Genomic DNA, 24,707 nt, shown 5'->3' with positions numbered 1-24,707 from the left:
TAATATTATTTCCTGTTTTGTATACATGCTTATCATTTTCCGAACGTCTCTAGTTGGACGTTCAAGTTGGTAATAAGTGGTATACTTTTAAATTGAAATGTGGGGTAGTATTATATTAATATATACAATATCAAATGGTACACCTGCAGCCGTGAGCTCACGCATACGTTCTACGATTTGGTATAGCTTCCTGGTTGCATTCATACTACAAGTGTATCTGTTTTGCTGCGTTGATGGTGTGACAGCGGAAACCCCTTGTAAATACAGGGGTTGCGACAAGATGTAACCACCTCGAAAGTGGTTGGGTGCTGCTCAATTGCAGATAGTGGTTAGGTGTTGTTAGTGGTTATGCCTTGGGAACACCTATAAACACTGGTCTTTTGGGGTGGTTGGTCATATCTCTCACGTTTGGGCAGGGGTTGCAGTTGCAAATACAGCCTTTAGCGGGGCGGGGTCAATCGTCTTACAAACTCCTATACAATTTTCTTGTATAGGGTTTGAAGACTGATTTACAGAGTTTTAAAAAAAATGGTTTTTAATAGAGGTGGTTTTGAGGTTGTTTTTTTATTTAGACAGGGTCTAAATGACTGATTATAAGCTAAAAAGAGTCAAAAAAAGCAGTCAAAAAGTCGTTTTTATGTTTACTTTTTTGTATATTTAACTATGTTAAACAATCAAATATTAAACGTTATGAGTAACACAAAGACGGCAGCAAAAAAAGGAGCTGCAAAAATCGAGAAAGCGCAAACTTCTAACAGCGCAAAAGTTGAAAAATCAACCGCAAAAGTTGACGAAATTTTGAAACCTACTGCAGACGGCAGAATTAAGAAGCTTGAAACCTTTAACCGATTAGCGGAGAAAAAAGAGAAGATTGACCGCAAGTTAAACGAGTTGACAAATTACAACGCAAGTAATGACGGGCAACATGCAGAAATGAAATTTGCTGCTAATAATGGGTATCATTTTACCATTAGCAACCCCGTAACAATTCAAAAGCTTTTAGACGGCATCCAGTCAGAACTTGAAGAACTGCAGAAGAAAACCGAAACCGAAATTTTGGAATTTTCAATTTAATCTAATTAAAAACCCCGGGACCGTTCGCGGCGGCACCGGGGTAAATCAAATATTACCCGTTATGACAACAACAAGTAACAGCAACAAAAGTAAATCTTTCCTATTTAGCGAGCAAGTTAAATCAATACTTCACGCTCACGGACTTTCAAAAGTTTTCAATTATTCAGATTATAAATTTTTTAAGGCAAAAGCCAAAACCGCTTTTAATCCTGTTCAGGAAATTGCGCAAATGTTTATAGCTGAATACCGAAACCAAAGCGACTACAACCAATACCAATTTTAATAACTATCTACGCCATGACAACAAATATTTTTGATATTGCCGAAGTAAGTATTTCTTACAAAACAGGCAGAATCACAGCCGACAGAAACAAAATAAATTCTTCTCAATGCGCTTACTCAATCGCTAAGCAAGCAGCAGCCGACCATATAGAGCACTATGAATGCTTTTATATTATGATGCTTAATAACGCTAACCAGGTCTTAGGAGTTTCTAAACTTTCGCAGGGAGGTATAACGGGAACTTTAGTAGATATTCGGCTCATTTTTCAACACCTATTAAAAGCAAATGCAACCAGCTTGATACTTTTTCACAACCACCCGAGCGGAACACTAAGACCTTCAGAACCCGACAAAAAACTAACCGCCAAAATAAAAGATGCTTGCGCATTTTTTGACATCAAATTATTAGACCATTTAATAATTACAGAAGAGAGCTACTTCAGCTTTGCCGATGATGGAATTTTATAAGCCAAAAAAATCGCCCCTGGCGGGGCGATGGCTTTGTTTTAGAAATAAAATAATGTTAAAGTTTCTATATTAACTTGCATATATGCAAGTTAATTGTATCTTTACAGAGTCAATAATTAATAACTCATTTAAAACAAACATTATGAAAACTTTCTTTGTAATTACCGACACTAAAAATTCTAACGATCACACAATGTATCTTTATAACGGTACAACTCACGCTGATCTTACTTCTCATTTGGATATGGCAAAAACTTTTGAAACAGAAGAAGAGGCTGAAGAATATATTGAAGAATGGGAAATTGAAGATTGGGCAGGAGTTCAAGAAGAAGAATATTTTTTCACTTTAGAAAATACAAGCCTTACAAAAATATCTTCTGGTTACGGTCACTGGATAGTGAAAGCTCAATCTGAAGGATTTACTCACCAAATTAAAACCAATAACAGCCAGTTAATTGACGATGCTTTTAATTCTGAAGAAGGCGACACTTCTTACTACGATAGCGTAGAAGAAGCTAGAGAAGCAGTTATTGAACTTCTTAATGACTAGAAATTAAAAAAAGCCCCTCTCCAGGGGCTTTTCTCTTGTCAATAACTAATATTCATCACAAACATTAATTAATACAAAGATATGGGAAATTATGATAATTCAGTAAACGTAGGAAAGCAGCTCATTTTTAAATTCCTTAAAGACCGAATGAAAGAGAAGAAGATATCGCAATTTCAACTTTCTGAAATGATCTCGGTAAATGAATCTACGCTGGTAAGGAATTTTAAAGGCGATACAGAAATGCTACTTTCTACTTACCTAAAAATTTGTGGCGCATTAGAATTGCGTCCTTATCTTATACCAAAAGAAGCTGACGACACAAAAATGAATACAATGGACTTCAATTAAAAAAAATCGCCCCTGGCGGGGCGATGGCTTGGTTATTCTGCAATAACCTGATTTAAAAATTTACCTTCCTTATCAAAAACAATTTTTGTGTAGAAGAAGGAGTAACCTATAACTTTACTCTCATCCGATCCTGGTTCAAGTCTAATAAATTTATAATCCTTAAGTTCTTCAACCTCCGGTTCTACGCCTACAGATCTATATAGCTCCAGGAATTTATCAAAATCACTTTGTGTTGCCATAATTCACTTATAAGTTAATTCCTTTAGATTCTGCATACTTTAAAATCTCGGCACACATCTCATAGTTTTCCCTGGCTTCTTCTTCACGAAGCTTCTCCCGAAGACGGTCTTCTGGATGATCACACCAGGACAACTCTGCTTCTAATTGTTTTTCTATATCAAAAACAAATTGAACCTTTTTATTACCAGTTATTTCAAGACTATAAGAAAGTGCATCTGCACAATGATCTGAAACTTTTTCCTCTGAAGATTTATACATATTGTCTATAAACATTTTCAAATGATTACGAGAAAGACCTTGCAGTCCATCTCTAAAAATATCCTGGTAGCCAAAACCATTTAATCTGTTAGGGCCTTTATCAGAAACAACAATTTCTTTGCAACCATTTGCTATATGAAATTCAGCCTCTTCAATTTCAGCCTGGCTTAATCCAGACCTGATTAATTCAACTTGCATAAAGCTAAATCCATCAGATAGATCATAACCTAAAATAGACTTAATCTTTCCATTTTCCTTATACATTCGATCTATAAATTCTTTTCCCTCTGGTGTCATAGTCTAGTTTTTATTCAAATCAAACCCCTTACTCTCTGCATACTTTAAGATCTCCGCACACATCTCATAGTTTTCTTTCGCTTCTTCTTCGCGAAGTTTTTCACGAAGACGGGGTTCAGTCAAACCTACATAAACACCTTGAAAACTATTTTCATTATTCTTTTTATAATATTTATCAATACCTAACTCCACAGCGTCAGGAGGAACAGAATAATATAAATGCTCATAAGGAAGACCGCGAGGAACATCATCGCCTTCATTGTGAGTAATTACAATCTCCGGGCAACCGTTTTTAATATGGTATCGAGCCATTTCAATTTCGGCTTCATTCAATGCGGTTTCACGTAGTTCTACCCTGCTAATACACACATTATTAGTAAAAACCTTGTCGTACTCAACAATCCTGACCTTACCAGGAATTTCCTGAAGATAATTGATGAAATTTAGTCCTTCCGGGGTCATATCCAATCTTTTTCTTTTTCAATCGTAAAATGTAATCTAACATGACCATTAACAGCATTTTCATAAAAATGATCGAATTCGCTGCAGGAATTTTTAAGTTCCTTGACAACTTCACTTTTAACTGAAGAAGTTATATCCGGTCCGAGATTAAAACTTAATCTACGTTTAGGAACATCAGGGTTTGAAGCAACTTCCCTCTTTTCTTCCTCCAGCAAGGAATTAATTTCGTGAAGTACAATTTCTTTGGTAACTGTCATAACTAAACATTTGATTTCCTCAAATATACAATTTTGCAATAAGATTATGCTTATTGCATAAAACAACGAATTAATACATTAGTTCCCCCTTTGGGGGCGGAGGGGGCTTTTTAATGCGTACTAGGATCTATCACCGTACTACTACTTTTTCTATCGGCCAGGCGAACCCAATCTCTACGATACACTAAATATTTAAAGGCATCAGAAAAGTTGGTACTGTAAAGCGGCAGTTTTTTTAGCGGTAAATTCTTTTCGTTATCCTTGTCTTTTTTAATCTGCGTATTCCCGTTCCGGTCTTTGCCAATTTTGGTTTTTGCCAGTTCTAAACTGCTTTTTAATTCCCGGCACTGGTGCCTGTCTATTCGCATTTTTGGTAATTCCGGGTAATACTCACCAAGTAGTTTTTTTGCAAATACAAATTCCTGCTCCTGGGAGATCGTTGCCTGGTTACGGCTCATCAAATTCACGCGCCACCCGGTACTGGTACCCTCGTATTTTTCAATATGGTTTTTAATTTCGGTAGCCCAGTCACGTTTTACTTTCTCGTATTGGTTCCCACTACGATCGTAATACATATCCAGCACCTTCGTTTTATGATTTTTAAAGAAATCAATAAACTTCTTAGCGAGTTCCTTACTGCTTTCAGGCGCTAAGGTGTACAGGTTTTTAAGCAAATAATAATACTGGCCTGCAGGCTGGCCCAAAACCATACTACACTGGTTCCCGAAATCTATTCCGCACTCTAATTTCTTATCGTGCTTTATATAGCGAAGCCCTTGAGAGCTGCCCTCTATCTTATCGCCAATTCTAAAGTTTTTCTTGTAGTAATCTATAAGCAGCCCATCATCATAATAATGATGCGTGCCCAGGTTCATATAAAAACGTTCACCGGCCTTTAATTCACTTTTAAGTGAAAGAATGGCGCTTTTAAATTCCTCCAGGCCTAAACTGTCCAGCGCAATTTTAAAATAATTCTTCCGGAGGATCTCCGCATTGGTAAAACTGGAAACCGTATAGAACATTGTGAGGTCCATTCGTGATTGATACCACAGCTCAAACCACATCTTAAACCTATTCTGTAAACTTTTTATCCTGGCTTTATTCCCGGTTTGCTTCGCCTTAATCAATTTTATGCGCAAATCGTTCAATTCAAGTCCCGCCTGCAGGGCTGCGATCACCTGCTCTTTATTCATATCTTTTTCACGGTCCAGGATCCAGTCGTGCTCACCGTCTCCAATATTGGGCATATCGGTAGTAACTGTCATTCCTAAAAAGAAAGGAGAATGGCCAAACTGCACATAATCACCACGCAAGGCAGGGAAAAGCTTTTTAAGCTTATCGTAATTACAGTTTTTGGCTTCATCAATAAAGAAATGCTGGTAAGAGTTACCGGCAAGAGAGGTTGGCTGCGCCAGCGAACCAAGGTTAAAGAAGTGGCCGTTAAAAGTGGAGATCGTATGCTTATACGTCATTGGCGGCTTGTACGGCTTAGCAAATTTTTCTGGCGGCCGTTCATCTACCACAAAATGAACACCTTCACGCCAGCCTCGCCGTTGCGTCCATCCCTCCAGGAGTGACGGCACAATGTTACGTAAAGCATTATCATAAGTATCGGCCACAAAAGCAGAGTAGGCCCTGGGCATATCGTAAATAACATTCTGGCTGCGCTCTGCTTGTATTTCGGTAGTTTTAGAAGTACCACGGCCACCAACTAAAAACAAGTCCTTAGGACTCACCAAATCTATGGTTTGATTTATCCAGGACGAATACGCAATCTCGGCTTGTTTAGAATTCTTAAGACTTTCGGGGATCTGCATCTGGTAAAAATTCTAATTGTTTTAATCCGGCTTCCTGCTCGGCCAGTTCTTTTACTTTTTCTGAAATTTCATTCGGAAGGGATTTTATAAACTCGGCCAGTTCTTTTTTAGGCTGTGGTTTTTTCCCAAGGTCGCTCATACTGGTCGTGTAGATCTTGATCATCTTATCGTATGCTCCCTCCGGAATATCGCTTTCATTTTCATAAAGCTCCATTACCACTTCCTTGAGTTCCATCAGCATTTTATTCACTTTAGCAGTATCATTCACATCTTTAACAAGGTTCTGAGAAAGCGAAATATTTTTCTCCATTTTCCCGGCGATAATATTTAGCCAGGCATTTTTTGAAATCTCTACATCAGCATAGAAATATTCCATTGCCTGGTTGTAGACTTTATTTGCTAAATACCGGGACAATTCTTCAACCTTAATTAAATGGTTTACAATTGCATCTTTACTACCGTACCGATCTACACGTAAAGCCATACCACGAATCTTATCCATAAGATCCAGGTATTGTATAATTTCAGGAGGTGCATCGTCCCGATCGCCTTCATCTATAAAAGCATAGATCTGCTCCAGGGAAATATCCTTGATATCTTTATATTTCTGAATTTTATTCACTTCTGCTTTTTTTTGCGTTTCTTCCTATTTCTTAAGCAAGTTTGTAGATGCTTTTTCTTTTGGCTCTCTCCTAAAGGAAATTTCGTAGATCTATTAGTTTTTGGAAACCACATATTTTTTAGAGTTTGAGTATTTATAATTCCCCCTTTGGGGGCTAGGGGGTCGGTTCTCCGCCAAATAGAATTTGTTCTTTTAAATTTTCTACGTGCTGCGCATCGGCATTTTTCTGCCAGATCTGCATCGCAGTTTGGTTTCCTGCCTTGGCAGTTTCCAGGGCTTTTTGATTGATTTCAAAAGCGGCCTGCAGCTTGCCTTTATCGTAATGATGCCTTATTAAATGCTCGTGATTTAACCAGGCTTTCATAAAAGCAGCTTTATCAAAGTCCATCACTTTAGCAATTTGCTGCGGACTATAATTACAGCCGGCGTAATCTTCCAGCTCTTCAAGTTCCTCCTGGGAAAGTCTTAGGTTTTCAATCATTTTTCTCCAGCTTTTTCAAAATACTCCCCTTCATCGTCATAATACTTTAGTAATTCTAATTGCTTTTGAAAATCTTGCCATTTACCGGTTAATAGCATTTCCAATACGGGGTCTATATCGCAAGTCGGAACGTATAGAGGAAAACAAGACATTTTATCAATCCTATTTGTAATGCTCTTTTTTCTCATTCCCCGTGTCCTTAAATACTTAAAAGCCTCTTCTATTTCTTTTCTAGAAATTTCGGGTTTAATTTTCTCCGGAGGCGGTGGCGGGTTTTTCATTGTTGGAAGTCCGTTTTTCTTGCCCATTCTAAATAGAAGCATATAGAATACATACCCCATATAAAAGAAATGTAAAACCAATAAAGACACAATCACTGGTTCTTCCTTTACTATTTCTATTAACTCGTTCATAGCACACACCAGTCTTCAGAAAGCATATCAGTTTGGGAAGCTAACCATCCATTTACTATAGAATTATCAGCGGCTTTCATACACAGATAAGCTGAGAATTTCACTACTGTGGCGTGGCCAGCATCTAAAGATGAATCAGTAGGATGCACCGATAGGTATGGAGTAAAATAATCTTTTACTGATTGAGGTAATGATTTTACTCTGTTTACCACAAAATCCACTGATAATTCATCTGCTGGACGCATAAAGACAAACATTCCTTTACCGTTCCAACCTTTACGGGCTATTAATTTTCCTTTTTTTGCAGCTTCTAGAGCTTCACCATAAGTCAGATTTTCATTCATTTCTATTTATTTAAAAATTAAACATTTATTCCCCCTTCGGGGGCTAGGGGGCTAACCGCGCGAAGCGAACCATTTTCGGCAAAATGCCTGGCTTTCTCAGGAGCAAATAGTTCCATTCTAAAATCAAATAAACCTTTGCTGTTCGCAAAAGTGTATTGTTCCATCTGGGCGTTCTCTGCCCAGTTCCCGCTACCTTCAATTATAAAGTGATCATCATTAGTTCTTAAAAGGCAAACCTTGCTATGATTCCAGCCAAACAAAACTTTTAAATTGGCGTGGGCTGCAGCTACGCTTAACAGCATATCTATAGTAGTGGGGTTTCGCTTAATCATAGAATCTGAAATCAATAGCGTGATCTCATCTATCATCCCTGCAGTATGCAATTCTATAAGTGCGGTAATTACCCGCCGGCTAATACTATAAGTGCTGGCAAAAAGGCTGCGAACCTTTAAATTCTTAGCAACAAATGGGATAAACGTGAACGCATTAAATGAGTTCCAGGTTTGCAGGAAAAAGAATTCTTCTACTGCCGGAAGACGCTTTAAATTTTTCTCCAGGTGATTCACATTTTCAAAATGCGCCAATAAATACTTATTCTTAAAATGAGCATTGGGATCCTCCTGTACAGTAGGTTCTTCTTTTTCTTTCGGAATCTGAAAAAATTTATTTCTAGCCATTGTTTTTGTATCGTTGCTCCAGTAATTCCTTTTCTAAACGCAATCGGTTAAAGGTGTGTTCAAACTTTTCTTTTGCCGAGCCTTTAAGCTTTTTTAGCTTTTTACGATCTCGAGAAACATTTGCCCTTACCGTATGTAATCTTCGCACTACCTGTAAATCTCCAAGGGCTCTTACATCACGCTCAATTTTAAGTTTCCAAAGCTTGGGATGTTTGCCTAAAACTTCGCCTTCTTCTTCGTAGTAATCAAGCTCCTCAAAAATTGCCCGGTTCACTGCCCAATTATTTACAGCACTTTTAATCTTAGGGAAAACTTCATCTGTCATCCTGAGCGCAGTCGAAGGGTTTTTTGCAGCTTCGGTAAGTTCCAGGTAAGCAGCTTCAAAATTTCTATGCGCCGTAATCTTATCGGAAACCAAAACCTTAAACTCATCGGGGCAGTCAGCCTTATCTAAAAAACTGTACTGCTCCCGAATAGGTTTATCTAAGCCTCGCTGTGCTTTTTTTTTGCTTCAGAAATAAAAGCTTTCAACGTAGCGGCTTTCTGGTCTTTTGGGGTTTTCTTAATCGCATCACCCAACTCTGCAGCAAAAGACTTTATCGTGTTATAATCTGCAGCTTCCACATCAAAACCATCAAGTTTCTGAATAGCTTCAGGAACTTCCTGTTTAGGTTCTTCTTCTTTCTCCGGAGATTTGTCCTGGTCTTCAGCATCATTTTCCTGATCATCTTTTGAAGCTTCGTTATCTGGTTTCTGATCATCTTTTGAAGATTCAGAATTATCTTCCTGATCATCTTTTTCAATGCCTTCAGCTTCCACTTCTTTAGAAGCTTCAGTATTTTGTTCTGAATTATCCGGAGCATTTTGCTCCCCCTTTGGGGGCTGGGGGGCTTTCTTCCCTTTATTCCGCTCCGTAGCCAGTTCAACATCGGTAATGCCGTGAAGTGTTTTTAATTGATAAAGAAGATCTTCTAATCTCGCGGGAGAATAGCCCAGGCGATTCATAAACCTTACCTGGCTTTCGTCATTGTTTTTACTGGAACGGTAAAGCCTAAGTGCTTTATTAAATTTTTCTTGTGGCTTTTCATTATCTGAAGCCAAAAATTCTAGAACATCGTTTTTCATAAGTTTGGTTTTGTCTTTCCCGCGCAGGCGGGAAACCTGTTAATTACCTTTTACACCTGTAAATATTGCAATAACCCGTGCCTTATGGTGTGACAACAAAAAACCCCCGCAATTGCAGGGGTTCTCAACACAACACAAATAGAAACAACAATCTAGGCAGTTCGGGTCTTTTCTATTAAATAGGTAGTTGCACCGGCTTTAAAAACCTCCAGGGAAATAGTCGCATTTTTCAATGCTACCCAGTCAGATCCTTCGGCCAGGATAACTTCTATATTTGGTTCGGCTAGGCCGGCACCGTTACTTAAAACGGCAGGCTCGGCACCACCGCCACCAATAAGGCTTACAATCTGTCCGTGATCAAGCTCGTTAGAAGCAAATTCAACTGCAGTATCTACAACCTCAGAACCTTCTAACTGGTAACGGAACCTATTGGCCACGGTTAAATTAATCGCAGTAGGATCTACAAGTACAGGTTCATCAAAAGATAAAGTTCCTGTATAATTGTAAGGTACCTGGTCAGTTCTTTGGTATTGCTCAAAAACAAGGTTCCACATAGTCCCCTCGTTGTTATCGCTATACCCGGGCTGCAATTTCATTGCAGAACATTTAGTACCGTAAACGGTCTTATTGTTATCCCTGCAGGTACCGGAAATCAAGATCCAGTCTTCACCAAGTGCACCTTGCACAAATTCTCTAATTTCAACACCATTACCAGGGTGAGAACCTTCGTAACGCTGAGTAATTCCTACTGCATCTTCATCTCCTTCACTCTCACCGGTACCGGCTTGCTTACTAGGAGTTAAATAAATTTGCAGCATTTTGAAACCTTCTTTTAAAACGAAGTTTCCATTCATTACCACGCCGCCCAGTCCAATGGCTGGCCAGGCTAAAATATCGCTACTTCTAATAGCCGTAAGATTGGGCTCTTTTGGCGAAGGAGCGCCTGCAGATCTTCTGGCAGGTTTTGGAACGCTTTTTAATAACATAATTATTAGTTTAAAAAGAGGGGCATTGCAGCCCCCCTGTGATTATTTTATCTATACTACAGCTATAGTTCTGCTTACTTCTGTCCAAACTCCGTCTACCTTTATTAACTCAATAAAGTCAGCTTTTGAAGCCAGTACCGCATTCCCGGTTAAAGCAATGTTTCCTGCAACACTCTCTAGCGTTAAGCTCACGGTAGCGGCATCAGTTCCGTATACGGTAATTTGCTTACCGTCTACACCGTTTACAATCTCGGTTAGGGTAGTGCTGGCTTCACCAGTATAGAAGTACTCATCATAAGACTTCGCGTCTATTACAGTCCCGTCAAAAGTGTTTTGAGTATCTACATTTGGAGCTTCAGGCTCGGTAGTTCTTCTAAGTTCTTTAAAAGTACCATCGGCATTAGCATACAGTACTAAAGTACCTCCAGAGTTAAGTGAGAAGTCTGCACCTCCGGTTAAAGAGATCTCGTCGTTATTCTTCACTTTTTTATCAATCATCTCAGTGTTACCTGTAATCTTGATGATCTGGCCTTTTTTAGCACCTTCAATAGAAGCTATATCAGTTTTAAATTCTGAATCAACTTTCATATTGTAGTAGTGTACTTTCAGTATTCCGGTACCATCATCAAAAACAGGTACTGAAGTAGAAGCAGGGAAAATTGGCACATCGTTACTCCATACTACCTGGCGCTCAAATGCTGCAGGTTCCCCTGGCAATAATTTAGTTCCTACAAATTGTAGACGAATACCTAAACGGTAATCTGCAAAGATGTTGGTATCACGCTTATCGTGCTGAATAGTGAATTTTCCTTTTTCAGAAACATTATAGTCCATTATCTCTACGTTCTTAGACTGGGTAATGGCCATAAATCCTGTTTGGGTCATATCCTTAATCTCCTGGAACATAATGTTGGGATAATCAATCGGGTGATTTCTCTTGTACTCCATACGGCCTTCATCATCGCTCATATGCAGTTGGTAAACCAAACCGGCTTTTTCCTTGTACCACTGTAATTTTTCGGTAGAAATTTGAAGCTCCAGTCCTGGACGCTTTCTATCTTTCTCAGGTACGCGCTCAATAAGATCCTTCACATAATCAAGGATTCCCGCCTTTGTAGGCTCACCCATTGAGAATGCGCGGTATTTTTTCTCTACATCACGGTATAACCAGTATAGGTAAAGCAACCCATCTTGAGAGTTTACAGCTTCACCAGGATTACCGTCGCCGGCAGGAGTTTCTGCGTGAATACCGTTAATTTGAGCGTTTCTATCATCAACCTTCATTTGCTTCACCAACTCGGTAAGCAAGAAACCAATGAAGCTCATTTTCCACGGATGAGAACCTACTTTATTATACATTCTAATCCAGGTATTCTCAATTTCCTGAAGTTCGTAACCATCAAAAGTGATGTCTATTTTCTTACGGAAAACACGACCAACTTCTGCAGCAATCTTAAATTTGTTCTTTGGCTTCCATCCTTTAGAGCGACCCTGAACAATTTCCCCTGGAATAATTCTTCCTGAAGATGTTCTGTCTAATACTCCAGATCTTCTGGACCATTCTTTTGGTAGTTCTTCAAAATCGTTAAAAAGCGATTCTAAAGCCTGCGGATTTTCTCTTACGAAATGCTCGGCATCCTTTTGAAGCAAAGGAATATAAGCATCATCATTAAAATCTGTAGCCTTGGCACCACCATCACGTAAACGCTGGTTCCACGGTCTGCCCTCAAAGGCATCATATTTTGCACCTGTGCTAAACAAGTGGGTAGCGCTATGTTTCATTTTACTGGCTTCCTGGTTAATAATTGCTAAAGGAGAATCGCCTTCGGGATCTTCCATTAATTTTTTGAGAATGGCATCCTGGTCCTTTAGCTTTTTGTTAAACAATTTAATTTGAGCAGAAAGCTGCGCGTCGGTTTGTTCTTCACCGTCTTTCGCATTAGACTCACCATTGTTTTCAAGAAGCTGTTTTTTCTCCTCGTCGGTAAGATCAGTTTCAGCCAAAAGCTTATCCATTTCTTCTTTAGCTTCTTTCAATTCCTGCTGAGATTTTTTCAGCTTTTCGTTTTCTTCCTCGTTTTCGCTCATTTTAGAGAGTTCCTTATTAAAGGCGTCCACGAGTTTCTTGGTGTCATCTTCACCAATGGTTCCTTCCAGTTTTTTCAACTGGTCGTCGCTGTAAGCAACTTTACCTTCGGCAACAGGAATTTCCTTAATGCCCAAAAGGTTCTTAACGTAGGCCGATGTTTTAGCCAGGTCTTTCCACTTCATAGTTGGGGGTTTAAATATTAATTGTTAGTAATTATTAAGCTCAATCATCATATCTATACGATCTACTGCATCCTGGAAACTTCCGGAGCCGTCCAGCATTCCGTATTCCATTCCGCGATCAAAATCAAAGGTCTTCCCGGTAAGTACGCCGGTAGCTTCTTTAAGTTTCCCGGCACGCCCAAAGCGCACGCCGTTTTGAAACTTCCTGGCAATAGGAGATAGATGCTCTGTTTTTATCTGGTCGTACTTCCCTTCCCTTGCCAGGTGAAAAGCTTCATTTTTATGTTTAGATTCATCGGGGTAGATATCGTGAAATACGTAGCCTTTTTCTTCCAGCACCTTCCTGGTATCTACAAAAGAGAAAACAACGCCCACGCTTCCAACTCCGCTGGAAACTTCATTATCGGCCAGGATCCAGTCAGAAACTGAAACCAACGCCCAATAATGCAGGCTGTAAGCTGTATCTATTAATCCTACTACCGGTTTTTTCTTTTCCTTGGCAAACTGAATAAATGGACCTATAGCACCAACAGAACCGCCGGGGCCATCTACATTAAAGACAATGCCCCTAATGTTGGGGTTGTTATTGGCAAATCTTAAAGCGCCTACAATCTCATCGGCACCATAAGTGCAGAGATCACCGCGCTTAATTACCGCGCCAATCATATTTACAACGGCTATAGATCCTTTAGGGATTTCTACCTGCCCATCTTCATCTGCCAGCACTTTTTTACTGTTCTTATCGTAGATATCCAGTAGTGCTGCAGAAGATTCTCCAAAAACCAATTCTTCGCCCGCAATAATTTTAGAAACAATAGGAGCAAAGGAGATAATGCTATGGGTATCAATTAGCCATTCGCCTTTATAGAGATCTTGTAAAATAGGATTAACCTTCATTGTAAATAACTTTGAAGGCTAAAGTATAGGATGGGGTAGTTTTACGGTGTGACAGGTTTTAACAGGATTTTAAAGAAATGGGATCTTCTTTTTAAAATACCAGAGAATTCCTGCAATTAGAAGTAATAGGAGCAAACCCCAAATTAAAGCCGGGTGAGTTCCCGTACTTTCTTTGTCTTTTTTAAGTTCTTTAGTTTCCCTGGTATATTCGCGCCTGCTGTTATCGCTTAGCTGTGAGCGCTCGGTAGATTTATCTACGGTAGTGGTCTCGGTTTCGCTATTTGAAATTGAGACCCGGGCATTGCTAAACTGCATAGTATCTTTTCCACGAATTACCCGCACGGGTTTACCATTGTCTACCGGTACCAGGTTAAAGGTTTCATTTTTGGCTAAATGAAAAGTTTCAATATCCCGCTGCAGGGCAGAAGAAGATTGAATATCATTTTGCTGAAGCTCGCTAACCGATTCCTTTTTTCGCTCCACGGTTTTTTGCTTGCTTTTACAGCCGCTAAAAAGAATCATTATTAGTATGGTCACACCAATAATGCTTATAAAACTGAATAATCTTGACTTGCTCATCATCATCTGTTAGAGGGTAAAGTTTGAATTGAACCTGTAGCCCCATAAACCCCATTAAAATCTGCCTTAGCATCAAATGAAGGGCATTCTTTAATACGCTCGTAGGGTTCAATAATGTTGTTTCTGTTTTGATCTGCCGAGAAATCTCGATGACCTAAGATCATTAGATCTTCAGTAATATCTTTTCCATTTTGTTTAAGCCAGGTAATGGCATCTATAATGGATTTTTGAATGGCTTTGTTTTGAGAAATCGTGCGAGTATCTTTAGCGATATTCACATTCTTCTCATCCACACCGCCTACATAAGAAATATGTATGCATTCTGAATTAAATCCGCGAACGCCATTAGTGATCTGTTCAAATGGATACATTTGTTTAATAGAACCATCTTTCTCTATTATAATATGATAGCCACCGGTATTCCAACCCCGACCGCCCTCATATTTTGGGCGTAAAAAGTAACTCTGTACTTTTTCTGCAGACTTATGTCCGGCAGTACAATGAATCACGATGTATTTAATATTCTTCGCTCTTATTTTCATATTAATCGGTGTTATGGCCATCAGCCGATGTAGTTTCAACATCAAGGTTCAGGTTACGTTCAAATTCGTCTAGCATCTGAATAAGATCCGGGTGATCTTTACTCATCCTTCGCATTATAGGCATCATAATGCGCATCGTGTTCTTAGTTTGAAGAGCAAACGCCCTTTCACGCTGTAGTTCCCTTTCAAGAAAATCTACCTTATTGATCAGTTTTTTAAATTCAGCTTCTTTTTTTTGGTAGTATTCACGCTTTGCTGCATTTCTACTTTTTCCCCATTCATATAAATATCCTGGCCATTTGTCGGCACGCAAAGCAGTAAGAATAGCTGCAGCAGAACCTATAAGAGCCACATATAAAGAAGTGTTCTCAGCTTGGTTTTGTAACATTTCAATCGAGGTTTAATTGTTGTTTAAACTCCACGATTTCCTTGGCTATTTGCCGCCTACTTTTGGTATAAAAAATAATTTTAGCGGGTCTAACGGTTAAGCAACCATCACAAGGTTTAGTCTCCAGGGCAAACCAATATTGAATACCTTCCTGTAATTCATTATTATGTTTAAGCTGGAATACATCGCGATTGTTTTGGGAGATTACCATAGCTTCGGTTTCTGAAGAAAACTGAACCGTAGCATCTACCTCAATAGTATCTAGTTGCTGTTCCTGGTAATTGGGAATAATTTTCATTCCTTTTTGTTGGGCATTCACCGAAAAGACAAAAAGGAAAAGGAGGGGGATGACTAAAAATCGTTTCATAATTTTGGAGCTTAATTTCTCCAAACTTACTTGTGAAATTCCTGTTAAGGTGTGACAGGTTCTATTTCACTTTGCCGCTAGACTGCAAACGCTTAAGGGAGTAGCCTTCTTCCATTACCCGGTAGTAATATCGGCGCAGGCTCTCTATACCAAAACCTTCCTCATATAGATCGTATTTTACGAGAAAGAGATCTATACCGCGGCGAATTTCAGCTTTAGAATTATCGGCCATATGGCCTTCAATAAAAGAGATCATAGAAGTACGAAAAACATCTTCCAGGTATTCGTTAAGTAATCGGGTGCCGGCTTCGGGTAATTTTAAGAAAGAATTAGTGCCATTCACGCATTTATAAATATTGCCAAAAAAGTCTTTAGAGTATTCACGGTCCTGGATAGAAAGGAACATCCAAAACTTATCTACTTTAACAGGCCCACCTTCAGGTTTTTCCATTAGTAAGCGAATAATCTTCCCAATAGGTTTGTTGGTCGTTAATTTTGCCGCTTTTACTTTCTTATTTAGATATACAGATTCCACGCCCTCAAATTCCTGAAAAAAGAAGGGTACAAGATGTCGCTGTATTTTTACAGGCACAGTAGATCTGCTCATAGATTATTCCGGGGGTTAATAATCTTAAAAAATATTTAGTTTGGATCGGTACCGCCATTCAGAACCACCGGTCCCGATCTGGAAGGTAAACAGCCAATTTGCTTTACTGTATTGACAAAAGGTTATGCCATTAATTTTATACGCAATAGAATGAACGCCTTTATTATATTTATCGGCCCTGGAGAACCGGCCGTTTTCGCCACTGGTATCTATCGTAGATTTTAGCACGCTAAAAATATCATTGCCATTCTCATCTTTATCTACTTCACCGGCTTTCCACTGCGGATTAAAATACCTAATCCAGTTCCAGGAATGATTGCGAAACCACCAATTAAAAGCCGTCCATAGGTTTCTCTTTTTATGGCCTTTTTCTTTCAGCCACCAATCGGCGCCATAATCACCATCTACGGTATCGTTCAAAATCCAGAATTCAGTTTTCCATTTAAAAACGTGCTTCAGGATATGTGCCCAAATAATTGCCGTAGATAAAAAAGCAAGCAAAGAAAGACTGGTCCAGTTCAGGATAATTTTCCAGTACCGGATCCAAAACGCCTTTCTTTCTTGTTTAGTGATCATATAAATAAAAGTGCCAGGGCAATGATTAAAACAATCCATATAGCAGGAATCCACTTATTAAGATTAACAATCATACTTTCTGTAAAACTGAAACCGTAAGTTTCTTTCCAGCGTCTCCTTAATTTATCGAAAAGCGCAGCTTCTTTGTAGGTTAAATTATCCATCCATTGTGTTTTCTTCTTGCCAAGTGCCGCTAACTGGCTTCGCCAATGCTTAGGATCTACATCTGTGATATAGAATTTTACTCCAATTTTTTTCAGTATAAATAATATCCATTGGTAAGTAATTCCGAATAACGCAGGTACATATAGAATATCCCAAAATGCTAATTCATTAAGATCGTGTTTACCTTCGTATGCAGCCCTGAGACCTGCTATAACTAAAGAAATAGCCATAAAGATAAACAGCCGGCCAAACAACCAAAATTTACCATTAGCTGCCCGAAGGAAGTACATTGGGAAAAAGAATTTTCTAAGTGATTTCATAATTAGGATTTTAAAAGTTTGCTTTCAGTTAGAGATTTTCCAAGGGACTTCGCATTGTATTCGCATTCGCTGTGGTTGTGGTAGCCCTGGGAACCGGAACCAATTATGTTACCGTTATCTGCAGTTACACGCCAGTACCATAAATTGTCTTTGCCTTTGTAAAATTCCAGGCCATCGGGGTAAGATTTAATTTGCTCTGCCATTTTATATGAAGATTAAAGTGAATACAATTAGGAAGATGGCGCACCAGGTTAGCTCGCCTTTAAATTCTTTATGCCAGGGCTTTTTAAAATATTGGTGCCGTAGAATAGCATAGATCTTTTCAAAATCCATTTTATCCTGGAGTGACATTTTTCGCTTTTTGATAAAGCGACAATACATCGGAAACCCTGCTATAGATTTGAGTAGCAATAACACAAAGCGAGCGCCGGTATTCCAGCTGCTTTTGTGCATTCTGCGCATTTCACTGCGCATTAGCTTATCGGCATACCAGGTATATTTATAGCTTGCAGAAGCATTGAGATAGATATACAACCAATCGTGTAACATCGCTGCGAGTTCCAAACCTTCCAGATCATAGAGGTCTTCGGTTTTGGTAGCGCCGTCAAATTGTTCTGGGTTTCTAACAAAGTAATCGTAAGCTGCCAGGTAAATATTAGCTTGCGTTTGGCTGTAGCCTTTAATTTGCTCCAGGTAATATTTAATTTTCCCACGGTTAAGCTTATGCGTAATCGCAGGTTTTTGAAAATAGTTGTTACGTGATTGGTACCAGGTCATATTTTCTCCCAGTCAGCTGCGGTTAAACCGAATTTACCATCCATACCTAATTTAATACGGAATGCTTCGTGCAAGGCGGCTTGCATATTTTGGGCGTAGTTGTAATTAGCATTAAGATCACAATCAAAAGAAGAAAGCACGGCGTTAACTTCTTCCATACTTATCTTTTCTCTAAAATTTTTAAGCTTAACTATTCTAGTTTGAATAGCTTCTCCCGGAGCAGGCTCATAAGGCACTTCTAAATCGTAAACAATTTCAAAGTGAAAATTCACCAAGTTGAATTCTGGAATACGCGCCACTACTTTGCAATCTTGATTGAAAAGGATGTTAGCCTTTGGTACGGGGTTTATTGTTCTTAGTTTCATAGTTTATAGTGTTATGCCTTTTCCGTTATTGAAATAAGTGTTGATTTGGGTTTGTGTTAAATCTGTTAAATCAATGCTTAATTCATCGATTTCAAAATCTCCCCAAACCGTTCCACCAGATCTACCGATTTCCAAAACACTATTGATTCCAATTGAACCAACGGTTCCAGTAAAAACTAATTGAGCATTTTGGTAGAATTTCCAAACATTGGTTTCTTCGTTCGCAGTTACAGTTACCATGTGACGAACAGTTCGGTCTGCAATTATACCGGTTCCAACTTGTTTTCGGGTGTTGCTAAATAATGATAAATAAATCTGACCGTTTGTAAATGGATAATGTGAGGATGCATCTTGAGTATTTAACAAAGCTAAACCTGTTCTCGATCCAGCTGTTGGAATATGGTTTTTTAATTTTACCCAAAAATTAATAGAAGCTTTTGTGCTTATTCCGGGATTTGGAATTGTGAAATAATTACTTGAACCATTCAGTCTGTATGCCGTTGCATACAGCCCTGGTATTCCACGCTTACAACCATAATTTGTTCCAGTGTAATTTTCACTAAAGATATTTTTTACAACCCCGTGTAATTCGTTTAACTGATAAAACGAACCTAAAGTAGCAACTGGAACTGGTGACAAAGCCATCGTAAATGTTGTGATATTTAAAACATTACTTAACTCACTTTTATTATAATATTCATCTATTGCAACGAGCTGAATGTTGTAATTCGTTCCAGGTTGTAATGAAATAGCGGAAATTGTAGTTCCAGGTAAATATCTTGAATTGTACACGCCATTAACAAAAACCTGATAAGATTCTACAGTGTTTAACGATGTTGGTGGCGTGAAATCTAATTCCACCAAAGTCGCAAATTTTTGTGATGACGTTAAATCTGTTATTTGGTTCGGTTTGGTATTATTTGCTATATAAGTAATTTCGCAACCTAATGAACGTGCATAAGTTATATCTCCCTCCTCATTTCCATTATTTGAAGTTTGTAAAAATTGATTTAAATAAAGTTTTAAAGCTGAACTATTAAATTGAAAAATCAAATCATTTCCTAACGTATTACCCAATGTTTGTGCTTTTGGCAAATAAATAGCACCTCCATTATCAAAACTTTGAAAAACTCCATCACCCTCAACTGTAATAACTTCAGGCAATGAAATTTCTTTAAAAATATCCACCCCTGATGTTGATATAAAAGCTTGACCGCTTACAATCGTAGCATTTCTTAATTCAACTTTGCTTAAAATATGGCAATTTGCTAATCCACCTACATCAACCCCAATGCATTTTTCATAATCAATAAAAAAAGTAATTTCTGTATCACCTGCAAAGCAATTGATTGGAATTATATATTGAACATTTATTAACGCCTGGATGTTTTTCCCAACTACCAAAAAATTTGTTATGTCAGACTCTAGAATATTTAATTTTGAAGCTAATGCGTTTGCGTTAGGTATAGAGTTAGCCACCCCACCAATAAATAGATTAGGTTCTACAACCGCAGGAGAAAAATTCCTTTTTTTGCTTTCTAATATTCCTATTTTCATACTTCAGCAAGTTTTAAGGCTCCTATTGCTATCCATACATCGGTAGCAATTTTCTTTAGTGTTACGGCATTGTATCTTCGGGCAATTTCTGCGATTTCGGTTTCGTCAATATTTAAAGTAACATCGGTCACTGGATTAAAGCTTACTTTTCCGGCACCTATCCACCATACGTGGGTTTCAAAATTTACAGGAATTGGCGTAGTGCTATTCTTAGGCAGCGTTACCACAATTTCAGAAGCTGAATCTGCATAAATATCCCTATCGTGGTGTGTGGCTTCTACGATGTAGTTAGCTGCTTTTGGAATTGGGGGTTTAACTGCGTTTATTTCCGCAATCGCAGCTTCCATTTCTTCCCTGGTTACAAAATCATCTGAGATTGGATCTTCTTCACCACCTATAAGCTGTACATCGTCCAGCCAAAAGCCCCAGGGATCTACATTGTATAATACTTTGAAATTGATATAAGAGATCTCGGCCATATTTGCCGGCATCGAAAAGGGGACCGCTATTTTCTGCGTATTCAGGTTTTCGCTATCGTAACCATAGATATCTACTTCTTCCAGGTAGGCAATTACATTGCTTCCGTTGCTTTTCTTCCCGTAGATCTGGATGCGGTGGGTAGGATAATCGGGCGTGGCTACGGCTGTTTTGTTCTTAATCTTATAGGCAAATCCGGTGAACGCTTCAAAAGTTTCCCTGGTAATGGTTGCATCGGGCGTAAAACGAACGGTATCATTATACTCGTTATTGGTGCCTTCAATACTTATACTCCCGGAAATAGGTGTATTGGCACTGGCTAAATTCAACCTGGCGGCCCCGCTTGGAGTACTGGTATTGAATTCCCCGGCCGTACCTTCAGCAAATACCGTGGTAGCGGTTTGATTAACCGGAGTGGTGGCATTGGCACCTACAAAAATTATCGTTCCGCGAATTTGGGTGTCGAGATCTATGCTGGGCTCTTCTGGATTTTCAGAAGGTACGCCTTCAATAACTTCAAAGTTTCCCTGGTCGTTGGCCACGATCATATCTATACGATCGTAAGTGGCATCACCTGGAGAAAGTGTTAGGTTTTGTACTACGGGATTTTGCTTGCTTCCAAAAGTGGCATCTGGAAATGAAAAATAACCGGTTACGCGATAATCCAGATCTTGCTGGTGTGCTGCGTAAAAAGAATGAATGGTTGGGGATGTGTTGCCACCCGAGAAGGAATCGGTGTAGGCTTTGGCAGCGGCTAAAACTTTTGCGATCTCTGTATCTACATAACTTTGCGAAACGCCACTCCCTGCCGCTAATATATAAAGCCCTTCAAAATCGTCCCAAATATAAATTTTGGCTTCTTCTTTATCTACATAGAGCTCGTCTTCAAAACCTTCGGGGGGAAAGGATGCGAAGTTCTCTTCATAATTAATGCTTTCTTGGGCAGGAGTTGGTTCCTGCCAGTCTCCGGAAATAATCCATTTACCATTAGAATTATCCCAAATGGCTTCCTGGTTAGGGTCTCCTTCAATCTGCGCATAACTGCCCGGCTCTGGATTGGGATGATAAAAAGTAACAGCCTCTAAATTTGGATGCTCACCCTTATACAAAGAATCGTCTTCGCCCAGTAATTGCTTAATGGCCCGAATCATTAAATTAATTTCTTCGGCACCAAGCCAAAAGGCTTTATCTACGCCATTGAGTTTAAGCAGGCGCTGCGGATCGTCTTGTTTTGGCTGTATATTAAATTCCATTAACTGTTCGTTAGATTAACCGGAACATCATGCGGCAACAGATCGCCGTTATATTCCGGGAGGAAACCGGTTTGCATAATACTTTCTACGGTAAATTTTACCTGGCATAATTGCTGGTCTGTCTGGATCTCGATTACCGGTGGTGTGTTTTGAAAGAAATCGTTACGGCCCATATAAAAAGATTGTCCGTTGCTAAGTTGTACCAGGACAAATTTTGCTTTTCGAAATTCGTCCAGTCGCACGGCTCTTTTACTATCGGTACCCGGAAACTGAATACTTAATTCAGTGGTCCAGATATCTCCCGCCCTGGTAGGCTTAGATTTTTCCCTAAAGGAAACTGATCGTTTGCCGAAATAAGCAGATTTAGCGCTGCTCTCCAGTAAATAAGAATCGTAAAAGTTTTGATTGGCGGCTGAATATGACGGCATTGGTAACGCCGATAGATCTATAGCGATGCCACAAATATTTTTAAGATTAGGGACCCGGGAGGAGAGAATCATCTTACAGAATATTTTTTAAAGTCTTTCCCGTGCAGACGGGAAACTATTCCCAAATATATCTTAAAAGGTTTACATATAGGTAAATAATGTGTGACAAATTACAAATGGGTAAACAATTACACGGGTGTAACTTTCTCAAAAGTTCACTAAAAAACTGTAATTCTGTAACCAGGGGTTTTAAATAGCTGCTTTCCCTTATTAAGCCTGACTTTTGGAGAATACAATGGTTTTGTAATTACGGCAAGACTGCATTTGTAACTTTTGTAACCGGCTTTATTAGTTACATTTTTTTTGTAACCTTATTTTTAGTTACAAATTAATTGTAACCTTAAATAATAGAGCTGTCGGGGTTTTTCGCTTGAAGTTACAAAGTTACAGTTTATTATAGGTTAAAGATAAAGAGGGGGAAAGGGGAGAGAATGGTATGCTCAGTGCGCCTGGCCGCGTTAGCAATTTGCCAAGCCTGTTGTAACGATAAGGAAGTATTGATGTATTGCCCTGCGGAAACTAAAAAAGCCCCGGAAAGGGGCTATATTTGAATCACTAAGTGATATTTAATAAAAGAAAAGATGCTATTACCACCAGAAGAAGAAGCCAACCGACTTTATAATTTAACCAGGGCGCAATTAGAAAAGCGCGTCCCCGATGCCCAACTGCATAACACTACTTTAAATTTGTGTAAGATTAGTTTAGACCTTGGGAAACGCGCTAAAGCTGATAGTAGCTACTGGACGTCCGTGAGTATTGCCTTGAACGAAATAACAGGAAATAAACTGTAATACTGGTTTTATTTCTATGTTATAACAAATGCTAATCCCATTCTTTTAATTCAATTTCGGGAACTGGGAATCCTCGTGTCCATCTACTCGCTCTCATTCCGTCTTTTTTTATAAGATATTCTATTGTAGGACATTTTGGTTTTAGTGTTTCCATATCCACAATTTTAGCGCTTCCCCAACGCAAGTCGAGAATATCGTATTCTTCAAAAGGCATTTCCTTTTTACCGCTAAATAAGCCACCGCCTAATTGTTGTTTTGTACCTACTAATTCAGTGTATTTTTCTGGTATTTCCATTTTATAAATATTTAAAGTTAATTTTCCCGCACTTTCAATAACATCATATAAAAAACAGGCGGGAGCAGGACTCGAACCTGCGCTAGTCTATACCTTAAAGGGTTCAGATATCCATCTTCTGAATTACAAGAATCCCCGCCCGATTTTTTATACACGCCCGTTAGAAAGAAACCTTAAGACTTACGTGGCTTACCCGGGTTTTAAGCCTGGTATTTTTAATAAATTCCAGGTGCAAATCTTTAATTTCTAAATCGTTCTCACGTTCAAAATCTTTAATTTGAAGCAGGATGCTTTGCTCTAGTTTCCTTTTTTCTTCTTTCACATTGTCGATAGTAATTGCTGTGTTTTCCATTGGTTTAGGTTTTAATTTATTAATGATTCTTCTACTGCGTTGCAAAATTCCAGCCTGGGGAAATCGGTCTCAAAGAAATCTCTGGCCTGATCTTCGTCCCTGGCGATAATGGTAATATTACATTTCACCAATCCTTTTTTGGTGATGTAATTGATTCTATAGTTTTTCATTCGTCATTATTATTTATTTCAATTTCCCGTACCGGAAAAGGATTGGTCCATCTACTGCGTTTCATTCCTTCTTTCTTGATCAAGAATTCTACGGTAGGATGCTTTATTTTCATTGTTTTCATATCCATTATTTTACCGGTTCCCCAACGCCAGTCCTTTATTTCATATTCGGCTTGCGGTTCGTCGCGCTTTCGGGAAAATAAACCACCTGAGAATAAATAGGTTTTCCCAACCATCTCGTTATGCTTTTTCTCTACTTGTTTGTAGATATTGTCTTGTTTCATAAAATTTATTTTTACTGCCAACTGAAAACTCACAACTGGCAACTGTTCTTTATTCAAATTCATTTATAAAATCCAGTACCTGGTTCCAGTACTTAATATGTTCTTCATCTCCTTTTGCAGCTTTAAGAGCTTTAATGGTATGTTCTACATCTTTTCTACCTGCGTAAACCGCTGCACTTGCACTTTGGCAAGCATTCATATTATACCAGAAGTTGAGAATGTTCTGCGCTTTTAATTTAGGTTTAGTCATTGTTTTCAATTTTAATTAGTTTATCTATAGGTAATTTCAGCTTTTGAGGCTGCACACTTCCTAAGTAATAAGTGAAAGTCAAATATTTACTTCCCCTGGTCTCCAGAAATAGATATGGAAAATTATATTCCATTTTCGCGAATTCTAGAGTTGTATAATAACTTTCAATACTCCAGCGCTCTTCATTTTTCTGAATTAATTTCGAGGCCGTGCCTTGTATCCTATATTTTTCCAT

At 38.7% G+C, this 24,707-nt stretch carries 40 protein-coding genes and 1 tRNA gene; 6 read left to right on the top strand and 35 right to left on the bottom strand.

The window, feature by feature from the left end; all coding sequences use genetic code 11:
* Nucleotides 1-690 precede the first annotated feature (690 nt).
* The 5 genes from J0871_RS16980 to J0871_RS16960 all read left to right on the top strand — a co-directional run bounded on the left by J0871_RS16980 (nucleotide 691) and on the right by J0871_RS16960 (nucleotide 2,722).
* A complete protein-coding gene (locus tag J0871_RS16980) occupies nucleotides 691-1,074 on the top strand; it encodes a hypothetical protein (protein ID WP_208226388.1) in 384 nt (127 codons plus the stop codon).
* A gap of 61 nt (nucleotides 1,075-1,135) precedes the next feature.
* A complete protein-coding gene (locus J0871_RS16975; protein ID WP_208226387.1) occupies nucleotides 1,136-1,357 on the top strand; it encodes a hypothetical protein in 222 nt (73 codons plus the stop codon).
* Between the two features lie 14 nt (nucleotides 1,358-1,371).
* The gene (locus J0871_RS16970) at nucleotides 1,372-1,824 is read left to right on the top strand and encodes a JAB domain-containing protein (protein ID WP_208226386.1); all 453 of its coding nucleotides are present in this window, start codon (nucleotides 1,372-1,374) and stop codon (nucleotides 1,822-1,824) included.
* A gap of 142 nt (nucleotides 1,825-1,966) precedes the next feature.
* A complete protein-coding gene (locus J0871_RS16965) occupies nucleotides 1,967-2,374 on the top strand; it encodes a hypothetical protein (RefSeq protein WP_208226385.1) in 408 nt (135 codons plus the stop codon).
* 81 nt (nucleotides 2,375-2,455) lie between these two features.
* Nucleotides 2,456-2,722 carry a helix-turn-helix transcriptional regulator gene (locus J0871_RS16960; RefSeq protein ID WP_208226384.1) on the top strand — a complete coding sequence of 89 codons (267 nt, stop codon included), beginning with the start codon at nucleotides 2,456-2,458 and terminating at the stop codon, nucleotides 2,720-2,722.
* A 32-nt stretch (nucleotides 2,723-2,754) separates the two neighbouring features.
* On the opposite strand, the gene J0871_RS16955 is transcribed toward J0871_RS16960, so the two are convergent.
* The 28 genes from J0871_RS16955 to J0871_RS16820 form a co-directional block, all read right to left on the bottom strand.
* Nucleotides 2,755-2,961, bottom strand: a complete 207-nt coding sequence (locus tag J0871_RS16955; protein ID WP_208226383.1) for a hypothetical protein — start codon at nucleotides 2,959-2,961, stop codon at nucleotides 2,755-2,757.
* Nucleotides 2,962-2,968: 7 nt separating this feature from the next.
* Complete coding sequence (locus J0871_RS16950; RefSeq protein WP_208226382.1) at nucleotides 2,969-3,517, bottom strand: hypothetical protein; 549 nt, start codon at nucleotides 3,515-3,517, stop codon at nucleotides 2,969-2,971.
* Between the two features lie 3 nt (nucleotides 3,518-3,520).
* On the bottom strand, nucleotides 3,521-3,979 hold the full coding sequence (locus tag J0871_RS16945) for a hypothetical protein (RefSeq protein WP_208226380.1): 459 nt from the start codon (nucleotides 3,977-3,979) through the stop codon (nucleotides 3,521-3,523).
* The gene (locus tag J0871_RS16940) at nucleotides 3,976-4,236 is read right to left on the bottom strand and encodes a hypothetical protein (protein ID WP_208226379.1); all 261 of its coding nucleotides are present in this window, start codon (nucleotides 4,234-4,236) and stop codon (nucleotides 3,976-3,978) included. The genes J0871_RS16945 and J0871_RS16940 overlap by 4 nt, the downstream gene beginning before the upstream one ends.
* Before the next feature lie 110 nt (nucleotides 4,237-4,346).
* Nucleotides 4,347-6,053, bottom strand: a complete 1,707-nt coding sequence (locus J0871_RS16935) for a hypothetical protein (protein WP_208226378.1) — start codon at nucleotides 6,051-6,053, stop codon at nucleotides 4,347-4,349.
* A complete protein-coding gene (locus J0871_RS16930) occupies nucleotides 6,031-6,675 on the bottom strand; it encodes a hypothetical protein (protein ID WP_208226377.1) in 645 nt (214 codons plus the stop codon). The genes J0871_RS16935 and J0871_RS16930 overlap by 23 nt, the downstream gene beginning before the upstream one ends.
* A 154-nt stretch (nucleotides 6,676-6,829) precedes the next feature.
* Nucleotides 6,830-7,156 carry a hypothetical protein gene (locus J0871_RS16925; protein ID WP_208226376.1) on the bottom strand — a complete coding sequence of 109 codons (327 nt, stop codon included), beginning with the start codon at nucleotides 7,154-7,156 and terminating at the stop codon, nucleotides 6,830-6,832.
* Nucleotides 7,153-7,569 carry a hypothetical protein gene (locus J0871_RS16920; protein ID WP_208226375.1) on the bottom strand — a complete coding sequence of 139 codons (417 nt, stop codon included), beginning with the start codon at nucleotides 7,567-7,569 and terminating at the stop codon, nucleotides 7,153-7,155. Before J0871_RS16920 ends, J0871_RS16925 begins: the two co-directional genes overlap by 4 nt.
* Nucleotides 7,566-7,913 carry a DUF2829 domain-containing protein gene (locus J0871_RS16915; RefSeq protein ID WP_208226374.1) on the bottom strand — a complete coding sequence of 116 codons (348 nt, stop codon included), beginning with the start codon at nucleotides 7,911-7,913 and terminating at the stop codon, nucleotides 7,566-7,568. Before J0871_RS16915 ends, J0871_RS16920 begins: the two co-directional genes overlap by 4 nt.
* A gap of 17 nt (nucleotides 7,914-7,930) precedes the next feature.
* A complete protein-coding gene (locus J0871_RS16910; protein WP_208226373.1) occupies nucleotides 7,931-8,590 on the bottom strand; it encodes a hypothetical protein in 660 nt (219 codons plus the stop codon).
* Nucleotides 8,583-9,008 (bottom strand): hypothetical protein, encoded by a 426-nt coding sequence (locus J0871_RS16905; RefSeq protein ID WP_208226372.1) that lies wholly within the window; start codon nucleotides 9,006-9,008, stop codon nucleotides 8,583-8,585. Before J0871_RS16905 ends, J0871_RS16910 begins: the two co-directional genes overlap by 8 nt.
* Before the next feature lie 65 nt (nucleotides 9,009-9,073).
* Complete coding sequence (locus J0871_RS16900; RefSeq protein ID WP_208226371.1) at nucleotides 9,074-9,715, bottom strand: hypothetical protein; 642 nt, start codon at nucleotides 9,713-9,715, stop codon at nucleotides 9,074-9,076.
* A gap of 152 nt (nucleotides 9,716-9,867) precedes the next feature.
* On the bottom strand, nucleotides 9,868-10,701 hold the full coding sequence (locus J0871_RS16895; RefSeq protein WP_208226370.1) for a hypothetical protein: 834 nt from the start codon (nucleotides 10,699-10,701) through the stop codon (nucleotides 9,868-9,870).
* Between the two features lie 51 nt (nucleotides 10,702-10,752).
* Complete coding sequence (locus J0871_RS16890; RefSeq protein ID WP_208226369.1) at nucleotides 10,753-12,972, bottom strand: hypothetical protein; 2,220 nt, start codon at nucleotides 12,970-12,972, stop codon at nucleotides 10,753-10,755.
* A 24-nt stretch (nucleotides 12,973-12,996) separates the two neighbouring features.
* The gene (locus tag J0871_RS16885) at nucleotides 12,997-13,869 is read right to left on the bottom strand and encodes a S49 family peptidase (protein WP_208226368.1); all 873 of its coding nucleotides are present in this window, start codon (nucleotides 13,867-13,869) and stop codon (nucleotides 12,997-12,999) included.
* 69 nt (nucleotides 13,870-13,938) lie between these two features.
* Entirely contained in the window at nucleotides 13,939-14,448 is a 510-nt protein-coding gene (locus tag J0871_RS16880; protein ID WP_208226367.1) for a hypothetical protein, read from the bottom strand.
* 2 nt (nucleotides 14,449-14,450) lie between these two features.
* Nucleotides 14,451-14,990 (bottom strand): peptidoglycan recognition family protein, encoded by a 540-nt coding sequence (locus J0871_RS16875; protein WP_208226366.1) that lies wholly within the window; start codon nucleotides 14,988-14,990, stop codon nucleotides 14,451-14,453.
* Nucleotide 14,991: 1 nt separating this feature from the next.
* Nucleotides 14,992-15,378, bottom strand: coding sequence for a hypothetical protein (locus tag J0871_RS16870; protein WP_208226365.1), 387 nt, complete (start codon nucleotides 15,376-15,378; stop codon nucleotides 14,992-14,994).
* A 1-nt stretch (nucleotide 15,379) separates the two neighbouring features.
* Complete coding sequence (locus J0871_RS16865; RefSeq protein ID WP_208226364.1) at nucleotides 15,380-15,745, bottom strand: hypothetical protein; 366 nt, start codon at nucleotides 15,743-15,745, stop codon at nucleotides 15,380-15,382.
* Nucleotides 15,746-15,806: 61 nt separating this feature from the next.
* Nucleotides 15,807-16,352, bottom strand: a complete 546-nt coding sequence (locus J0871_RS16860; RefSeq protein WP_208226363.1) for a hypothetical protein — start codon at nucleotides 16,350-16,352, stop codon at nucleotides 15,807-15,809.
* Nucleotides 16,353-16,376: 24 nt separating this feature from the next.
* Nucleotides 16,377-16,928 carry a hypothetical protein gene (locus J0871_RS16855; RefSeq protein ID WP_208226362.1) on the bottom strand — a complete coding sequence of 184 codons (552 nt, stop codon included), beginning with the start codon at nucleotides 16,926-16,928 and terminating at the stop codon, nucleotides 16,377-16,379.
* Nucleotides 16,925-17,413 carry a hypothetical protein gene (locus J0871_RS16850; RefSeq protein WP_208226361.1) on the bottom strand — a complete coding sequence of 163 codons (489 nt, stop codon included), beginning with the start codon at nucleotides 17,411-17,413 and terminating at the stop codon, nucleotides 16,925-16,927. The genes J0871_RS16855 and J0871_RS16850 overlap by 4 nt, the downstream gene beginning before the upstream one ends.
* A 2-nt stretch (nucleotides 17,414-17,415) precedes the next feature.
* Complete coding sequence (locus J0871_RS16845) at nucleotides 17,416-17,616, bottom strand: DUF1508 domain-containing protein (protein WP_208226360.1); 201 nt, start codon at nucleotides 17,614-17,616, stop codon at nucleotides 17,416-17,418.
* A gap of 1 nt (nucleotide 17,617) precedes the next feature.
* A complete protein-coding gene (locus J0871_RS16840) occupies nucleotides 17,618-18,190 on the bottom strand; it encodes a hypothetical protein (protein WP_208226359.1) in 573 nt (190 codons plus the stop codon).
* Nucleotides 18,187-18,555, bottom strand: a complete 369-nt coding sequence (locus J0871_RS16835; protein ID WP_208226358.1) for a hypothetical protein — start codon at nucleotides 18,553-18,555, stop codon at nucleotides 18,187-18,189. Before J0871_RS16835 ends, J0871_RS16840 begins: the two co-directional genes overlap by 4 nt.
* Before the next feature lie 3 nt (nucleotides 18,556-18,558).
* The gene (locus J0871_RS16830) at nucleotides 18,559-20,112 is read right to left on the bottom strand and encodes a fibronectin type III domain-containing protein (RefSeq protein ID WP_208226357.1); all 1,554 of its coding nucleotides are present in this window, start codon (nucleotides 20,110-20,112) and stop codon (nucleotides 18,559-18,561) included.
* Nucleotides 20,109-21,842 (bottom strand): hypothetical protein, encoded by a 1,734-nt coding sequence (locus J0871_RS16825; protein ID WP_208226356.1) that lies wholly within the window; start codon nucleotides 21,840-21,842, stop codon nucleotides 20,109-20,111. Before J0871_RS16825 ends, J0871_RS16830 begins: the two co-directional genes overlap by 4 nt.
* On the bottom strand, nucleotides 21,842-22,342 hold the full coding sequence (locus J0871_RS16820) for a hypothetical protein (RefSeq protein WP_208226355.1): 501 nt from the start codon (nucleotides 22,340-22,342) through the stop codon (nucleotides 21,842-21,844). The genes J0871_RS16825 and J0871_RS16820 overlap by 1 nt, the downstream gene beginning before the upstream one ends.
* A 569-nt stretch (nucleotides 22,343-22,911) precedes the next feature.
* On the opposite strand from J0871_RS16820, the gene J0871_RS16815 reads away from it, so the two are divergent.
* The gene (locus J0871_RS16815; protein WP_208226354.1) at nucleotides 22,912-23,121 is read left to right on the top strand and encodes a hypothetical protein; all 210 of its coding nucleotides are present in this window, start codon (nucleotides 22,912-22,914) and stop codon (nucleotides 23,119-23,121) included.
* A 31-nt stretch (nucleotides 23,122-23,152) separates the two neighbouring features.
* Here J0871_RS16815 and J0871_RS16810 read toward each other — a convergent pair whose 3' ends face one another.
* The 7 genes from J0871_RS16810 to J0871_RS16780 all read right to left on the bottom strand — a co-directional run bounded on the left by J0871_RS16810 (nucleotide 23,153) and on the right by J0871_RS16780 (nucleotide 24,707).
* Complete coding sequence (locus tag J0871_RS16810) at nucleotides 23,153-23,416, bottom strand: hypothetical protein (protein WP_208226353.1); 264 nt, start codon at nucleotides 23,414-23,416, stop codon at nucleotides 23,153-23,155.
* 56 nt (nucleotides 23,417-23,472) lie between these two features.
* Nucleotides 23,473-23,556: transfer RNA gene (locus J0871_RS16805), tRNA-Leu, on the bottom strand.
* A gap of 20 nt (nucleotides 23,557-23,576) precedes the next feature.
* Nucleotides 23,577-23,768, bottom strand: coding sequence for a hypothetical protein (locus tag J0871_RS16800; protein WP_208226352.1), 192 nt, complete (start codon nucleotides 23,766-23,768; stop codon nucleotides 23,577-23,579).
* A gap of 11 nt (nucleotides 23,769-23,779) precedes the next feature.
* The gene (locus J0871_RS16795) at nucleotides 23,780-23,938 is read right to left on the bottom strand and encodes a hypothetical protein (protein ID WP_208226351.1); all 159 of its coding nucleotides are present in this window, start codon (nucleotides 23,936-23,938) and stop codon (nucleotides 23,780-23,782) included.
* Complete coding sequence (locus J0871_RS16790) at nucleotides 23,935-24,222, bottom strand: hypothetical protein (RefSeq protein WP_208226350.1); 288 nt, start codon at nucleotides 24,220-24,222, stop codon at nucleotides 23,935-23,937. The genes J0871_RS16795 and J0871_RS16790 overlap by 4 nt, the downstream gene beginning before the upstream one ends.
* A 49-nt stretch (nucleotides 24,223-24,271) precedes the next feature.
* Nucleotides 24,272-24,472 carry a hypothetical protein gene (locus J0871_RS16785; protein WP_208226349.1) on the bottom strand — a complete coding sequence of 67 codons (201 nt, stop codon included), beginning with the start codon at nucleotides 24,470-24,472 and terminating at the stop codon, nucleotides 24,272-24,274.
* The gene (locus tag J0871_RS16780; protein WP_208226348.1) at nucleotides 24,465-24,707 is read right to left on the bottom strand and encodes a hypothetical protein; all 243 of its coding nucleotides are present in this window, start codon (nucleotides 24,705-24,707) and stop codon (nucleotides 24,465-24,467) included. The genes J0871_RS16785 and J0871_RS16780 overlap by 8 nt, the downstream gene beginning before the upstream one ends.

The sequence above is a fragment of the Salegentibacter sp. BDJ18 genome, assembly GCF_017579965.1.
GTDB lineage: Bacteria > Bacteroidota > Bacteroidia > Flavobacteriales > Flavobacteriaceae > Salegentibacter.
The sequence above is the reverse complement of the archived record's forward strand: the minus strand, read 5'-3'. Positions and strand labels throughout refer to the sequence as shown.

Bases quoted from the DNA above. Each gene is read 5' to 3' on its own strand.
- J0871_RS16980 (WP_208226388.1), top strand. From the start codon at position 691: ATGAGTAACACAAAGACGGCAGCAAAAAAAGGAGCTGCAAAAATCGAG.
- J0871_RS16975 (WP_208226387.1), top strand. From the start codon at position 1,136: ATGACAACAACAAGTAACAGCAACAAAAGTAAATCTTTCCTATTTAGC.
- J0871_RS16970 (WP_208226386.1), top strand. From the start codon at position 1,372: ATGACAACAAATATTTTTGATATTGCCGAAGTAAGTATTTCTTACAAA.
- J0871_RS16965 (WP_208226385.1), top strand. From the start codon at position 1,967: ATGAAAACTTTCTTTGTAATTACCGACACTAAAAATTCTAACGATCAC.
- J0871_RS16960 (WP_208226384.1), top strand. From the start codon at position 2,456: ATGGGAAATTATGATAATTCAGTAAACGTAGGAAAGCAGCTCATTTTT.
- J0871_RS16955 (WP_208226383.1), bottom strand. From the start codon at position 2,961: ATGGCAACACAAAGTGATTTTGATAAATTCCTGGAGCTATATAGATCT.
- J0871_RS16950 (WP_208226382.1), bottom strand. From the start codon at position 3,517: ATGACACCAGAGGGAAAAGAATTTATAGATCGAATGTATAAGGAAAAT.
- J0871_RS16945 (WP_208226380.1), bottom strand. From the start codon at position 3,979: ATGACCCCGGAAGGACTAAATTTCATCAATTATCTTCAGGAAATTCCT.
- J0871_RS16940 (WP_208226379.1), bottom strand. From the start codon at position 4,236: ATGACAGTTACCAAAGAAATTGTACTTCACGAAATTAATTCCTTGCTG.
- J0871_RS16935 (WP_208226378.1), bottom strand. From the start codon at position 6,053: ATGCAGATCCCCGAAAGTCTTAAGAATTCTAAACAAGCCGAGATTGCG.
- J0871_RS16925 (WP_208226376.1), bottom strand. From the start codon at position 7,156: ATGATTGAAAACCTAAGACTTTCCCAGGAGGAACTTGAAGAGCTGGAA.
- J0871_RS16920 (WP_208226375.1), bottom strand. From the start codon at position 7,569: ATGAACGAGTTAATAGAAATAGTAAAGGAAGAACCAGTGATTGTGTCT.
- J0871_RS16915 (WP_208226374.1), bottom strand. From the start codon at position 7,913: ATGAATGAAAATCTGACTTATGGTGAAGCTCTAGAAGCTGCAAAAAAA.
- J0871_RS16910 (WP_208226373.1), bottom strand. From the start codon at position 8,590: ATGGCTAGAAATAAATTTTTTCAGATTCCGAAAGAAAAAGAAGAACCT.
- J0871_RS16900 (WP_208226371.1), bottom strand. From the start codon at position 9,715: ATGAAAAACGATGTTCTAGAATTTTTGGCTTCAGATAATGAAAAGCCA.
- J0871_RS16895 (WP_208226370.1), bottom strand. From the start codon at position 10,701: ATGTTATTAAAAAGCGTTCCAAAACCTGCCAGAAGATCTGCAGGCGCT.
- J0871_RS16890 (WP_208226369.1), bottom strand. From the start codon at position 12,972: ATGAAGTGGAAAGACCTGGCTAAAACATCGGCCTACGTTAAGAACCTT.
- J0871_RS16885 (WP_208226368.1), bottom strand. From the start codon at position 13,869: ATGAAGGTTAATCCTATTTTACAAGATCTCTATAAAGGCGAATGGCTA.
- J0871_RS16880 (WP_208226367.1), bottom strand. From the start codon at position 14,448: ATGAGCAAGTCAAGATTATTCAGTTTTATAAGCATTATTGGTGTGACC.
- J0871_RS16875 (WP_208226366.1), bottom strand. From the start codon at position 14,990: ATGAAAATAAGAGCGAAGAATATTAAATACATCGTGATTCATTGTACT.
- J0871_RS16870 (WP_208226365.1), bottom strand. From the start codon at position 15,378: ATGTTACAAAACCAAGCTGAGAACACTTCTTTATATGTGGCTCTTATA.
- J0871_RS16865 (WP_208226364.1), bottom strand. From the start codon at position 15,745: ATGAAACGATTTTTAGTCATCCCCCTCCTTTTCCTTTTTGTCTTTTCG.
- J0871_RS16860 (WP_208226363.1), bottom strand. From the start codon at position 16,352: ATGAGCAGATCTACTGTGCCTGTAAAAATACAGCGACATCTTGTACCC.
- J0871_RS16855 (WP_208226362.1), bottom strand. From the start codon at position 16,928: ATGATCACTAAACAAGAAAGAAAGGCGTTTTGGATCCGGTACTGGAAA.
- J0871_RS16850 (WP_208226361.1), bottom strand. From the start codon at position 17,413: ATGAAATCACTTAGAAAATTCTTTTTCCCAATGTACTTCCTTCGGGCA.
- J0871_RS16845 (WP_208226360.1), bottom strand. From the start codon at position 17,616: ATGGCAGAGCAAATTAAATCTTACCCCGATGGCCTGGAATTTTACAAA.
- J0871_RS16840 (WP_208226359.1), bottom strand. From the start codon at position 18,190: ATGACCTGGTACCAATCACGTAACAACTATTTTCAAAAACCTGCGATT.
- J0871_RS16835 (WP_208226358.1), bottom strand. From the start codon at position 18,555: ATGAAACTAAGAACAATAAACCCCGTACCAAAGGCTAACATCCTTTTC.
- J0871_RS16830 (WP_208226357.1), bottom strand. From the start codon at position 20,112: ATGAAAATAGGAATATTAGAAAGCAAAAAAAGGAATTTTTCTCCTGCG.
- J0871_RS16825 (WP_208226356.1), bottom strand. From the start codon at position 21,842: ATGGAATTTAATATACAGCCAAAACAAGACGATCCGCAGCGCCTGCTT.
- J0871_RS16820 (WP_208226355.1), bottom strand. From the start codon at position 22,342: ATGATTCTCTCCTCCCGGGTCCCTAATCTTAAAAATATTTGTGGCATC.
- J0871_RS16815 (WP_208226354.1), top strand. From the start codon at position 22,912: ATGCTATTACCACCAGAAGAAGAAGCCAACCGACTTTATAATTTAACC.
- J0871_RS16810 (WP_208226353.1), bottom strand. From the start codon at position 23,416: ATGGAAATACCAGAAAAATACACTGAATTAGTAGGTACAAAACAACAA.
- J0871_RS16800 (WP_208226352.1), bottom strand. From the start codon at position 23,768: ATGGAAAACACAGCAATTACTATCGACAATGTGAAAGAAGAAAAAAGG.
- J0871_RS16795 (WP_208226351.1), bottom strand. From the start codon at position 23,938: ATGAAAAACTATAGAATCAATTACATCACCAAAAAAGGATTGGTGAAA.
- J0871_RS16790 (WP_208226350.1), bottom strand. From the start codon at position 24,222: ATGAAACAAGACAATATCTACAAACAAGTAGAGAAAAAGCATAACGAG.
- J0871_RS16785 (WP_208226349.1), bottom strand. From the start codon at position 24,472: ATGACTAAACCTAAATTAAAAGCGCAGAACATTCTCAACTTCTGGTAT.
- J0871_RS16780 (WP_208226348.1), bottom strand. From the start codon at position 24,707: ATGGAAAAATATAGGATACAAGGCACGGCCTCGAAATTAATTCAGAAA.